Source organism: Enterobacter cloacae complex sp. ECL352 (genome assembly GCF_020149545.1).
GTDB lineage: Bacteria > Pseudomonadota > Gammaproteobacteria > Enterobacterales > Enterobacteriaceae > Enterobacter > Enterobacter asburiae_B.
In genome coordinates, this window is record NZ_CP083709.1 from 3,218,860 (window position 1) to 3,231,199 (window position 12,340).

General features: G+C 54.6%; 14 protein-coding genes, 1 tRNA gene and 2 pseudogenes. 4 read left to right on the top strand and 13 right to left on the bottom strand.

The genetic code is table 11. The features are described from left to right. Nucleotides 1-10: 10 nt before the first annotated feature. Nucleotides 11-1,063, bottom strand: a complete 1,053-nt coding sequence (gene phoE, locus LBF07_RS15600; protein WP_033144705.1) for a phosphoporin PhoE — start codon at nt 1,061-1,063, stop codon at nt 11-13. A 304-nt stretch (nt 1,064-1,367) separates the two neighbouring features. Here phoE and proB point away from each other — a divergent pair, with 304 nt between their 5' ends. The 3 genes from proB to LBF07_RS15615 all read left to right on the top strand — a co-directional run bounded on the left by proB (nt 1,368) and on the right by LBF07_RS15615 (nt 3,923). Further along, nucleotides 1,368-2,471 carry a glutamate 5-kinase gene (gene proB / locus LBF07_RS15605; RefSeq protein ID WP_023310508.1) on the top strand — a complete coding sequence of 368 codons (1,104 nt, stop codon included), beginning with the start codon at nt 1,368-1,370 and terminating at the stop codon, nt 2,469-2,471. Between the two features lie 11 nt (nt 2,472-2,482). After that, the gene (proA, locus tag LBF07_RS15610; protein WP_094935652.1) at nt 2,483-3,736 is read left to right on the top strand and encodes a glutamate-5-semialdehyde dehydrogenase; all 1,254 of its coding nucleotides are present in this window, start codon (nt 2,483-2,485) and stop codon (nt 3,734-3,736) included. A gap of 111 nt (nt 3,737-3,847) precedes the next feature. After that, nucleotides 3,848-3,923, top strand: a tRNA-Thr gene (locus tag LBF07_RS15615). A gap of 382 nt (nt 3,924-4,305) precedes the next feature. On the opposite strand, the gene ykfI is transcribed toward LBF07_RS15615, so the two are convergent. The 12 genes and pseudogenes from ykfI to LBF07_RS15675 form a co-directional block, all read right to left on the bottom strand. Further along, a complete protein-coding gene (ykfI, locus tag LBF07_RS15620) occupies nt 4,306-4,647 on the bottom strand; it encodes a type IV toxin-antitoxin system toxin YkfI (protein WP_000854680.1) in 342 nt (113 codons plus the stop codon). A 20-nt stretch (nt 4,648-4,667) separates the two neighbouring features. Next, nucleotides 4,668-4,985: pseudogene (gene yafW / locus LBF07_RS15625) on the bottom strand (type IV toxin-antitoxin system antitoxin YafW). Nucleotides 4,986-5,003: 18 nt separating this feature from the next. After that, nucleotides 5,004-5,225: a DUF987 domain-containing protein gene (locus LBF07_RS15630; RefSeq protein ID WP_000691994.1), complete on the bottom strand. Its 222-nt coding sequence runs from the start codon at nt 5,223-5,225 to the stop codon at nt 5,004-5,006. An 8-nt stretch (nt 5,226-5,233) separates the two neighbouring features. Beyond that, nucleotides 5,234-5,710 carry a RadC family protein gene (locus tag LBF07_RS15635; protein ID WP_073437677.1) on the bottom strand — a complete coding sequence of 159 codons (477 nt, stop codon included), beginning with the start codon at nt 5,708-5,710 and terminating at the stop codon, nt 5,234-5,236. Between the two features lie 15 nt (nt 5,711-5,725). Next, the gene (locus tag LBF07_RS15640; protein ID WP_000211838.1) at nt 5,726-6,184 is read right to left on the bottom strand and encodes an antirestriction protein; all 459 of its coding nucleotides are present in this window, start codon (nt 6,182-6,184) and stop codon (nt 5,726-5,728) included. Between the two features lie 97 nt (nt 6,185-6,281). Next, nucleotides 6,282-6,521 carry a DUF905 domain-containing protein gene (locus tag LBF07_RS15645; RefSeq protein ID WP_000194654.1) on the bottom strand — a complete coding sequence of 80 codons (240 nt, stop codon included), beginning with the start codon at nt 6,519-6,521 and terminating at the stop codon, nt 6,282-6,284. Between the two features lie 76 nt (nt 6,522-6,597). Next, nucleotides 6,598-7,065, bottom strand: coding sequence for a protein YkfB (gene ykfB, locus LBF07_RS15650; RefSeq protein WP_001547765.1), 468 nt, complete (start codon nt 7,063-7,065; stop codon nt 6,598-6,600). A gap of 25 nt (nt 7,066-7,090) precedes the next feature. Beyond that, entirely contained in the window at nt 7,091-7,531 is a 441-nt protein-coding gene (locus tag LBF07_RS15655; protein WP_181238934.1) for a YfjS/YafY family lipoprotein, read from the bottom strand. Further along, entirely contained in the window at nt 7,531-7,767 is a 237-nt protein-coding gene (gene ypjK / locus LBF07_RS15660; protein WP_001144031.1) for a protein YpjK, read from the bottom strand. The genes LBF07_RS15655 and ypjK overlap by 1 nt, the downstream gene beginning before the upstream one ends. A 40-nt stretch (nt 7,768-7,807) precedes the next feature. After that, nucleotides 7,808-8,509 carry a WYL domain-containing protein gene (locus LBF07_RS15665; protein WP_001581462.1) on the bottom strand — a complete coding sequence of 234 codons (702 nt, stop codon included), beginning with the start codon at nt 8,507-8,509 and terminating at the stop codon, nt 7,808-7,810. A gap of 216 nt (nt 8,510-8,725) precedes the next feature. Beyond that, nucleotides 8,726-9,547 carry a DUF932 domain-containing protein gene (locus LBF07_RS15670; RefSeq protein WP_000197389.1) on the bottom strand — a complete coding sequence of 274 codons (822 nt, stop codon included), beginning with the start codon at nt 9,545-9,547 and terminating at the stop codon, nt 8,726-8,728. 91 nt (nt 9,548-9,638) lie between these two features. Continuing rightward, nucleotides 9,639-10,502, bottom strand: a complete 864-nt coding sequence (locus LBF07_RS15675) for a GTPase family protein (protein WP_049015602.1) — start codon at nt 10,500-10,502, stop codon at nt 9,639-9,641. Nucleotides 10,503-11,616: 1,114 nt separating this feature from the next. On the opposite strand from LBF07_RS15675, the pseudogene LBF07_RS15680 reads away from it, so the two are divergent. Then, a pseudogene (locus LBF07_RS15680) lies at nt 11,617-12,192 on the top strand (IS5 family transposase); the annotation flags it as partial. Between the last annotated feature and the right edge of the window lie 148 nt (nt 12,193-12,340).

Consider the following 12,340-nt stretch of genomic DNA (forward strand, 5'->3'; position numbering starts at 1 on the left):
TTTCACATCATCAGAACTGGTAGGTCATACCTACAGCAACGATGTCATCGCTGCTCACGCCCAGTTTATTTTTGTCGTCAATCTGGTTGATTTTATAATCAACAAAGGTGGACATATTTTTGTTGAAGTAATAGGTCGCGCCAACGTCAATATATTTCACCAGATCTTCGTCGCCAATACCTTCGATATCTTTGCCTTTAGACTGGACATAGCCCAGGGACGGGCGCAGACCAAAGTCGAACTGATATTGTGCGACAACTTCAAAGTTCTGCGCTTTATTTGCAAAGCCGCCGGAAATTGGCGTCATATTGCGGGTTTCAGAATACATTGCAGCCAGATAAATATCGTTCGCATCATATTTCAGACCGGTTGCCCAGGCTTCTGCTTTCTGACCCTGGCCACGCGCCAGCAGGTTCTGAGCATTGGTGCGGTCAGAGTTGGTGTAGGCGCCGCTGACGGCGAAATCGCTGCCGCCGAAGTCATAGGTCAGAGAGGTACCAAAACCGTCACCGTTCTGTTTCTTGGCGTCACGGTTCTCGTTTTTGCCCTGGTACTGCAGCGTCATGTCCAGACCGTCAACCGCGCCGAAGAAATCGGTGTTACGGTAGGTGGCCAGGCCGGTAGCGCGCTTGGTCATGAAGTTATCGGTCTGCGCGGAAGAGTCGCCGCCGAACTCAGGGAACATATCGGTCCATGCTTCGACGTCATACAGGGCGCCCAGGTTACGACCGTAATCCAGTGAACCAAAGTTTTTCAGCTTCAGGCCCGCAAACGCCAGACGCGTTTTCTGAGTAGAGTCGCTCTCGGCTTTGTTACCTGCAAATTCAGATTCCCAACGGCCATAGCCCGTCAGCTGATCGTTAATCTGCGTTTCGCCTTTAAAACCGAAACGAACGTAAGTCTGATCGCCATCTTTGGTGGCATCATCACTGATGTAGTGCATGGCTTTCACTTTGCCGTACACGTCCAGTTTATTACCATCTTTATTATAAACTTCAGCTGCGTGAACGGATGCAGAAGCAACTACGCCCATAACCATTAATGCCAGAGTGCTCTTTTTCATTTTCGATCCTGTCTTATAAACGCGCTAAAAAATTCGCTGGACGATAAGCTCATGCTTAAGTCCCGTGAAAAAACAGGAAGGGTTTTATCGTTCTGGAATGAAACTTTTATGACAAACTAAGAATAATTTTAAAAAAATGTGATTTATTATTTCGGTAATAAAATTGTCAAAATTTCCCGCTAGGCTTCCTGATCCCGCGCAACAAAGTGTTTCGCGATGTGCTAAGGCAGTTGGCAACGGGGCTGACTCCTGTTAAAACGTTCGTTCGACATTACTTTCCCTTATCGTTGAACGGCAGAGAATCATGAGTGACAGCCAGACGCTGGTGGTAAAACTCGGTACCAGTGTTTTAACAGGCGGATCGCGCCGCCTAAATCGCGCCCACATTGTTGAGCTTGTACGTCAGTGCGCTCAGCTACATGCCGCAGGGCATCGTATTGTGATTGTGACCTCCGGGGCGATTGCCGCCGGGCGTGAACACCTGGGTTACCCCGAACTCCCCGCGACGATCGCTTCCAAGCAGCTGCTGGCCGCCGTGGGGCAAAGCCGACTCATTCAACTCTGGGAACAGCTGTTCTCCATATATGGTATTCACGTCGGGCAGATGCTGCTGACGCGTGCGGATATGGAAGACAGAGAGCGCTTCCTGAACGCCCGCGATACCCTGCGCGCGCTGCTGGACAACAACATTGTTCCGGTCATTAACGAGAACGATGCCGTTGCTACCGCTGAAATCAAAGTGGGTGATAACGATAACCTCTCGGCGCTGGCTGCGATTCTGGCCGGTGCCGATAAATTACTGCTTCTGACCGATCAGCAGGGGCTGTTTACCGCCGACCCGCGCTCGAATCCGGAAGCCGAGCTGATTACCGACGTTCAAGGCATCGACGATGCGCTGCGCGCCATCGCCGGTGACAGCGTTTCAGGCCTCGGAACGGGCGGTATGGGGACCAAGCTGCAGGCCGCTGACGTAGCGTGCCGCGCCGGTATCGACACCATCATTGCAGCGGGCAGCCGCCCCGGCGTGATTGGCGACGTAATGGAAGGTATCTCCGTCGGCACCCGCTTCCACGCCCAGGAATCCCCGCTGGAAAACCGCAAGCGCTGGATATTTGGCGCGCCTCCTGCTGGCGAACTCGTCGTCGATGAAGGGGCAACCGCCGCGATTCTGGAACGAGGAAGTTCATTGCTTCCTAAAGGAATTAAAAGCGTGACAGGCAACTTCTCCCGTGGTGAAGTGATCCGTATCCGTAACCTCGAAGGCCGCGACATCGCCCACGGCGTAAGCCGTTACAACAGCGACGCGCTGCGCCGCATCGCGGGTCACCACTCGCAGCAGATCGACGCCATTCTGGGCTATGAATATGGCCCGGTTGCCGTGCATCGCGATGACATGATTATTCGTTAAGGAGCCAGAACATGCTGGAACAAATGGGCGCTGCCGCGAAGGCTGCCTCTTACAAACTGGCGCTCCTTTCCAGCCGCGAGAAAAACCGCGTGCTGGAAAAAATCGCTGATTATCTGGAGTCCCAGTCTCAGGAGATTTTGCTCGCCAACGAGCAGGATCTGCTGGAAGCCCGTCGTAACGGCTTGAGCGAAGCGATGCTCGACCGTCTGGCGCTGAACCCGGCACGCCTGAAAGGCATCGCCGACGATGTGCGTCAGGTCTGCAATCTGGCCGACCCGGTAGGGCAGGTGATCGACGGCGGGCTGCTCGACAGCGGTTTACGCCTGGAGCGCCGCCGCGTGCCGCTCGGCGTCATCGGCGTTATTTATGAAGCCCGTCCAAACGTGACGGTTGATGTTGCCTCCCTGTGCCTGAAAACCGGTAACGCCGCTATTCTGCGCGGTGGGAAAGAGACCTGGCGCACCAACGCCGCCACGGTGAAAGTCATTCAGCAGGCTCTGGAAGAGTGTGGCTTACCGGCGGGTGCCGTACAGGCGATCGAGAGCCCGGACCGCGCGCTGGTCAACGAAATGCTGCGCATGGACAAATACATCGACATGCTGATCCCACGCGGCGGCGCGGGCCTGCACAAGCTGTGCCGCGAGCAGTCGACGATCCCGGTTATCACCGGCGGTATCGGCGTGTGCCATATCGTTGTTGACGACAGCGCTGAGATTGAACCGGCGTTGAAGATTATCGTGAACGCGAAAACCCAGCGTCCAAGCACCTGTAACACCGTTGAAACGCTGCTGGTGCATCAGGATATTGCAAACACCTTCCTGCCGGCCCTGAGCAAACAGATGGCAGAGAGCGGCGTGACGCTGCATGCTGACGCCAGCGCGCTCGCACTGCTTCAGGATGGCCCGGCTAACGTTGTTCCCGTAAAAGCGGAGCAGTACGACGACGAGTTCCTGTCACTGGATCTAAACGTGAAAATCGTTGCCGATCTCGACGACGCCATTGCCCACATTCGTGAATACGGCACGCAGCATTCTGACGCGATCCTGACGCGCACCCTGCGCAATGCCGATCGCTTCGTGAACGAAGTGGATTCTTCAGCAGTATATGTGAATGCCTCCACCCGCTTTACCGACGGCGGCCAGTTCGGCCTCGGGGCTGAGGTGGCGGTCAGCACGCAGAAACTGCACGCGCGCGGTCCGATGGGGCTGGAAGCGTTGACCACTTACAAGTGGATCGGCTTCGGTGACGATACGATTCGTGCGTAAATAATCATGGGTGATGCAAAAATAGCCGTTTGATTCAAAAGGGCATTGACGCATCACCCGGTTAGATCTAACCTTTTGCCCCGTGGTTACGCTCGTAACCGGCCTCTCAGGGCCGATATAGCTCAGTTGGTAGAGCAGCGCATTCGTAATGCGAAGGTCGTAGGTTCGACTCCTATTATCGGCACCATTAAAATCAAATTGTTACGTAAGATCTTATCATTCTCCCACCAAAAAAATTATCTTAATGTAACAGCTGGTGTAAGTAAATTCTATCAACGAAGATCAATCTTATCTACTGACCAAAAAGGCCTGATAGGGCTTCGCTCACTATACATCCTTGGCTGCAGGTTTAGTTGTACACCACTCCTAAATTTAATGTGTTGGCAATGTGTTCAATAAAGCTCGAACAAATTAGCTCATTATGATCGGTTAATACTTCAACTTCTGGTTGCATGATTGTTTGTCCGTAAAAAGATAACGCGCCTGCCGGGTAGTAGCAGGCGCATTACGCAATAGGTAAACAAGGGAGGAAGTTCAGAAATGTAAATCGGGAAGGTTGTACGCAATGTTCATCGTACTACGTTGTTACGGCTTTGCCGCAACAAGCCCGTTGCCTGCCGCGCTCGCAGAATGTCTGCAGCCCGGAGATAAGGAGATTGTTCCTGCCAGCTAAATCCCTTCCTGTCGATACGAACCAGCTCGTATTTTTCTACCAGAAAATTCACGGCATCGGCTAGGGTGATACCGGCATCGATGTGTTCCTTAATCACAGCCTCATTGCAGAATGGCGTGTCGTTTATTGTCAGACCATAGTGCTGTTCCAGCAGACGTGTCAGTAACATTTGCCAGACAGCCACGGGTGACAGGCAGGGCTTCACCGCCCGCTGAGTTGTTGCAGGTAAAGTTTTCATGTTTGCTCTCGTGTAGGTAATTAACGCTGAGTGGGGTAAATGGCGATGTATACGTAGCCGCAACTGCCAAGGGTGTCGGCTTCGCAGGTTAAATCGTTGTGTTACAGGGTAACGCAGTGGGCATGGTGGGGGCTGAGTTCACCGGTGGTCAGCATCGATTCCATCTGGCGGATAAAGTGCGGGAATGTTTCATCCAGCTTCCGGCATTCGATGTCACTGAACTTGCCGGTGATGCTGGCCCGGTCAGCCAGATAATGCAGTCGGTTGCCTTCCTGCACCAGACGGGCTCCCAGGCGCAGTGTAATCTCCCGCTGCAGGCCCCTGGTAGGGTTGCTCATTACAGTTCTCCACTATTGTCAGTTCAGGGTGATGCTCATCAGGCAGGTATAGGGCCCATTGCGGTCCTGGCGGCGTTCGGCGTATACCGCGAGGACTCCGGCGATATCCGGAACGTCCCTGCCGGTGTAATGACAGACGCTACCGTGCCACTGGTATTTGCCGGTGCAGTAGCGAAAGATTCGGGACTCAGGATGCTGGCGGTATATCGTCATTGCCCTGCGTTTACTGATAATTTTCATGTAATACCTCAAAGCAGACCGTGTTCTGCGAACGAATAGATTTGCCTGCCACCGACAATCAGATGGTCAGGGACACGGATATCCACCAGCTGAAGCACCTGAACCAGTCGCTGCGTGAGGGTTTTGTCGGCCTGGCTAGGTGTCGTCTCGCCGGAAGGATGGTTATGCGCGAGTATCACCGCCGCCGCGTTGAAGTGCAGAGCATGTTTGACCACCTCCCGGGGATGCACCTCGGTGCGGTTAATCGTGCCGGTGAAGAGCGTTTCATGGGCAATCAACTGATTCTGGTTGTCCAGATACAACACCCGGAACTCTTCCCGCTCAAGCGCGGCCATATGCAGTCGCAGCCATTCACGTACGGCGTGGGTAGAGGTGAAGGCTACGCCGGGCTCATGCAGGTGGCGGTCCAGAGCCCTGAGCGCCCGCTGAATGAGACGCCGGTCCTGTGGCGTCATCTCGCCGGGTAAAAAGGAAAGCTGTTTCATCTGTTGCTCCTTCGGTCAGTCGATAATACGCAGAATGGCGTGAGCCTCTGGATGTTGCATGGCATACTCCCGCAGGCGGTAATAGTGTGCGGTCATCGCGTCACATTCTGTACGGCAGGCATGGTGGCTATACGCAATCAGGCAGACAGCAATACCTGCTGCTTCTGCACTCATTTGGGCATCGTTACCGTTCAGGCAGTTAAACAGACGCCATGTCTCATCGTTGTCAGGCTCGGGGGACATAAATGCGCCGCCATTGCTGAGGGTGTAGAACGACCAGATACCACCGCTGTAGCCCTCACAGAAGCGGTCCATCCAGGCGAAGATATGCGGCTCCAGGAGTAGCCACTGCGGGATAGCGCCAAAGTACTGTGGCCAGAAATCGATACGCTGTTCATCGGGGACCGGCGTGACGGTCAGTTCAAATTCGGGTTGGTTAGCGGGTGCGAGGTCGTGCTGCGTCTGTGTTGTCATGGGTATGTCTCCGTCAATAAAAACGCCAGCGGCGATGGCTGGCGTATGGGGATATAAAGTGTGTTCGGGGAGGTGAATGCGGGTAAATGCTTCGCGATCAGCGGGTGGCCGTGTCTGTACGGATGCCTGAGGTGCGGATATAGCGGTTAAGACCTTCACCGGCATCCGGCTCAAAGTTCCATGCCCGCCAGACCATCCGGCCTTCAGTATCACGAACCACCAGACGGAAGTGACTGCCCTGGTCGTCTTCGAGTGTGATATTGCTGTACGTGGTAGTGACCGCTTGCGCTTGTCTCCGGGTGAAAGGCCCCGGTGGCAGCAACACGGATTGGGTCATTTTCGGGCTCCTGATAAAAGAAAACCCCGGCAGCCTGCTGGCTGTCGGGGTGGATTTGCTGGGGAAGATACTACTATCAGTCGTTGCTGCAGTCTCCGAGAGTGGACAGAACTTTCTCAGCGTTCTTCCGGTCCGCAGTGAAGGTCCCTGCTTTGTGGTCATTGACGTAGACGTCGAACTGCCCGGCCTCAGAGATATTGCTGATGAAGTCAAACCAGGCGTTATCGCCGTTACGCCAGCCCAGGCTGGACGGAATAATGTACTGCTGGTGATCCATCACTACGGTGATAGTAGTGTCGTCATCGTGCGAACTGACCATCTTGTCATCGGCAAGGGTAAGAAAGACTGAATGCTGATAGAAACCATTCTGGTCCGGGTTCCCTGTGCAGTTGATGGTAAACGTCTTTCCGCTGGCTTCGGTCACGCTGTATTCCGTATTGCCCTGACCGTAACCCTGCTGCCAGAACCCCGGGATAGCAGAGGCATTAAAGCTCGCGAGCAGTACACCCGCCAGCATAAACCGACTTAGTGAAAGTATTGTCATTCTTGTCTCCTTTGTCGTTGTTTTATTACTGGTTCTCAGGGTTTGAGGGTATCAGCAGTCGCCCCATCAGTTTGCCGTCATGGGCGTACTCAAAGTATTTTTCTTTGGTATACGGGTCCGTCACCTCCTGGTATTCCAGTTTGATGTTATCGGCAATACACAGCGCATTCATCAGCGGCTGGATGGTTTTTTCCTGCATATCCACGAGGTAGTAGTAACTACCGCCCTCGCAGCCATCGGGCGACTCACGGGTACGTAAGACCTGCAGGGTGAGACCTGATGAAAAGCCAACCTGTGACCATTCTTCGCTGACATCATCCTGCCGACTGACCACATCGCTGAAGCGCGGAGGCGTGAGGTCCTTAAATTTACTGATAGCTTTCAGGTCATCACTCCTGTCATCGCAGGCGCTCAGAAACAGCGTGGTGGCAACCAGCGCCAGCAGAGGTAGTGTTTTACATTTCATTATTTTTTCCCTGAAATCAGACGTACCACTTTGGCAAAGACATAAATGCCGACGAAAATACCCACCGGCACGCCGACGAACGGTGTCAGCGCGACACTGGCAGCACCGGCTGCGCCACCTCCCGTCAGCAGTGCGGCAACAGTGGCAAGGGTCAGGGCCGCGAGACTGTCGGACACCCCGGTTTTGTTCAGAATGATGACGATGACAACAATGGCGATAATGGCAATAACGGGCATAGGGCTCCTCCCTGTTGCCGGGTTGATAACAATGCCTGCGCTATTCCGGTGGGCTGTCAGCCGGAACAAATGTAAGCAGTGACTGCTGGATAAAGCGAAAATGGGGTAAGGACTGAATAAAGCCCGGGTCTTCAACAAGACGACACAGACTGTCGTTACGCCGGAAAGTCTCCTGCAGGGGCTGAACCAGATGGATTTCATCCAGGGAGAATACGGCGATATGTCCGTCGTGCTCTGCCACCAGATACCAGGCCTGCTGGTGGATAAGTAACCGGCAGGGAGCCAGCCGCTCACAGCGCTGCCCCTCGGCAATCAGAGTCACCCGCCTGCGCCCGGTAATGGCCTGAATCAGTCGCCAGAAAGACAATGCGCCTGATGGCGAAGGAGCCGGACTGGCGGGTGCGATTACGCAGGGAGACTCATCGCACATCAGCAGTGCGTTTACCAGACGACGGTCAAAGCCAGGGAAAAGACCGGCCATCCCGCTGCGGTGGGCAAAGATAAGCACGTCGGGCACCATCTGCGTCTCACTGCCCGCAGTGCGTAAGCGGCAATATCCGGACTGATACTCCAGGTCCAGATACATCAGCCGCTCACGAAAATCACGCCGCAGCGTGCGCACCGACACACCAAACTCAGCGGCAAGCTTACGCACACTCAGCGTTTCCCCTGCCACCAGACGGCTGATTATCAGTGACAGCCTGACAGCCAGCCGGTCATGGCGGCGTTCTGCCTGTGTCATGAGACGTTCTCCGTGAAAGTTAACTGACTGAAAATGATGTGATTACTTTAAAGAGGGGGTCGGACAGGGTATGGACACCACAGAAACTATTTTTCATTTCTGCAAAAGCCAGAGGCAGCGGGGGTTACAGGCCTTCCCTCGGTGAGTGAGGACCGTCAGCACGGTGCGATGCGGACAGGTGGTGTCCGATATTAACAACGCAGCAACATTAAACGGTCACTGCAGTTGCGTGAGCAGGGCTTCCGCCATCACCCACAGTGCCCGGTTAAGTTTCACGTCCCCGTCGATACCGCGAACGGCACGGGTATGTGACCGTCCTCCTTTGGCATTACGGCCACTGAGCCCGCCCTTAATCAGGTTCTCCTGAATACGCTGGTACGTGGTCCACAGGTCATTGCTCTCATCCTGCCAGCGGCGAGGGGAGAGGATCTGCGATTCAGTCACCGGCTGGTGGTCTTCACCAAAGCGGTATGTGAGGGCGGCTTTTGCCAGTGCCTGCTGTGCCGGGGGTGGCAACAGCAACGACTGCATGGCATCCCGTTTCTCCTCCACCCGGTCAAAAATCCCCAGCACCTCATACGCGCCTTCAATCACCTGACTCACCACGTCCCCCTTGTGTGGCACCCGCACCTCGCCAAACGACTCACCGCAGACGAGCCCGTTCTGACAAACCGCACGAAATAGTCCCGGCAACATCTGATACGAACTGGTTCCATCGTGGGAGTTGAGCAGGATAATTTCTGGTACCTGTTTACCGGTAATCTGCCCCTCACGCCGCAGACGCAGCATATGCTTTGTATGTTCACGACGACCGGGGTCACGCACGCGGGTCTGACAGGCAAAGAATGGCTGGAAGCCTTCTCGCTGCAGGCTGTCGAGCAGGGAGATGGTAGGTATATAGGTATAACGCTCACTGCGGGATTCATGTTTGTCCTCGCTGAACACACTGGGCACCACGCGAAACAGCTCCTCACGGGTTAACGGGCGGTCGCGACGGATAAGGTTTGCTGCGCCAAAGCGCGAAGCCAGACGGGTCATAAGCAGACTCCTCATAATGGGAAAACAAATAAAAGAAATCCCCGTCGCATCGGCGACAGGGTCAGGGAAATAACAGGGATGGGTTAAATACTCAGAAGAAGAAATCCCAGACGGCACGGGCCACTGACACCACGGTGGTGCGCACGGCCTGAATGACGGCCCGCACCGGGGCGGGTATCAGGGGAAAGGCACTGATGCTATCGAGTACAGCACCGACGGTTTCACCAAAATCGCTACGCGCCTGTTCCCGGACTACCGTCGTGCGAAAGGAAGGCTGGAGTTGCGACACCACCGGGCTGGTGGCCTCACGTGGCAGGCACTTAATCATTCGCTCGGCCATCACCCGCAGTCCCCACTGAAGACGGACCGACACGGCACACACTGGATGGACGGGCTGGAACAGCTCATGCAGCAGACAGATTTTACGGCTGATATTCTGCTTCTGCTCTTTGGACAATGGCCCCCCACCGCTGGTGGGCTCGACCTTATCCGACTGGCTGATAACAAACAGCACCTTATGCCGGTATGCCTCCCCAATCACCTGATGATAAAAGTGTTCATCCACTGCCAGCGCCCGGTCATCGGCCTTAATCAGCCACAGCACCAGGTCAAGCCGGGGAAGCTGTTCGCGATACAGCGCAGCATATTCGTTATCGCGAGCGCCACTTTCGCCCACACCGGGCAGGTCCACCAGCGTCATATGGCGGTCGCCAACCAGCAGACGAAAGCGTAAAGGTTCACGGGTGCAGGCCGCCACATCGCTGACCGGCGATACTTCGCCGACAAACAAGGCATTGCAAAGGCTACTCTTTCCCGCGCCGGTTTTACCCAGAATGCCGATCACTGGCTCGTAGTCGGTTAACTGGTTTATTTGCTGCAGAATCCGCTCTGATGCCCACTGTGGCAGACCAGAAAGCGATTGGTGAAACGACTTCAAACCTTCAGAATTGTTCATTACTACTCCTCTGAAAAATAATACAAAAACGGCAGAATCGTGAGATTCTGCCGTTAATCGCGTATGTTCAGAAGAATGATATCTATCTGAAAATAATTTGAATTAAGGTAAGCGACGAGCCACAGCCGCCTGTGATCCCGGTCCCTGAGTCGTTAGGTTATTCTGGTATCCCTCATCCCAATACCAAAATAGTGGATAAGGGCAAATTGCCTGAGGGGGCTATAGGGCCTTGGGCAGCAAGGTTTTATAGTTGGATGGCATCAATTTAACGGTATAGAAACATCAGCCCATACGATGACTGTCTACGTTTAAGACATAAATTCTTGCTGTTACATAAGTATTAATGCTGATTATCATCAATTTGATTATAATCATGGCACTTTATGGATTACCGTATTAAATATTCATTTTTTCCCTATAGTGATGATTCATGCTTGGTTCCCTTTCTAAGCGGCTTGAGGACTTGAGTTTGGTCCAGCGCGAGAGGTTGGCCTACATCGATTTTCGGCTCTATTTCTTCGGTGAGATCGGACGCCCTGATCTGATTGAGCGCTTCGGTGTGGCTCCGGCAGGGGCGACACGCGATTTGGCTTTGTACCGGGAAATTGCGCCGCATAACATCACCTTCGATGGTAGCAACAAGATTTATCGCATCGGGCAGGAGTTCTCACCGTTGTTCGAGCACGCATCGCTGCGCGTTCTGTCGGCGCTGTCTCTCGGTTTTGGCGATGGCGTGAACGGCTCAATGCAGGCGCTGCTACCATGCGAATCCCCCGCAGCCCTAAGCATTCCCAAGATGGATGTGTTAGCCACGATTTGCCGAGGCATCCACGCTAAGCGACCCGTCGCCATCCGCTACTACTCGATGAGCAGCGGCGAGTCCGAGCGGGTAATTGTGCCCTTTGCTTTGGTTGATACCGGCATGCGCTGGCACGTCCCTTTGATCGCAAGAGTAGAGAGTTTCGGGATTTCGTCGTCACCCGCATCGAAGCACCAACATTGCTCGACGAGGAGCCACAAGCCAACGAACGACAGGATAACGACATCCAGTGGACGCGCATCGTCGAGCTGGATTTCGTGCCGTACCCGAGCGTTGAGCGGCCCGATATTATCAAGATGGACTATCGTCGATGCCACGCTGATCCACGCGCCCAGTTCATCCAAGAACCAGGACGGCAAGCGCGACCCGAAAATGCACCAGACCAAGAAGGGGAACCAGTATTACTTTGGCATGAAGGCGCACATCGGCGTTGATGATGAATCGGGGCTGGTACACAGCGTGGTGGGCACGGCAGCCACCGTGGCGGATGTCACCCAGGTCGACAAGCTGCTGCACGGCGACGAGAACGTCGTCTGCGCCGATGCCGGCTACACCGGCGTCGAAAAGCGCTCCGAGCATGCCGACCGAGAAGTGATCTGGCAGGTCGCAGCACGCCGCAGCACCTACAAGATGCTCGATAAACGCAGCGCCCTGTACAAAGCCAAGCGCAAGATCGAGAAGGCCAAGGCGCAAGTGCGAGCGAAGGTAGAGCCCCCGTTTCGCGTGATCAAGCGGCAGTTCGGCTACACCAAGGTACGTTTCCGAGGGCTGGTGAGGAACACTGCACAACTGGTGACGCTGTTTGCCCTGTCGAACCTATGGATGGCCCGCCGACATTTGCTGGCAAGCGCAGGAGAGGTGCGCCTGTAATGCGGAAAATGGCCGTCGCAAGGTGCTCGCGACGGCTGAAAGCACCGAAATGAGCGGGTGATCCGATCGTTTTTGATCGGTTCACCGCTTTCAAAATCAGCAGTGGCTGAAGTCAGCCGGAAATACAGGGCTACTTCAGACCATCCCT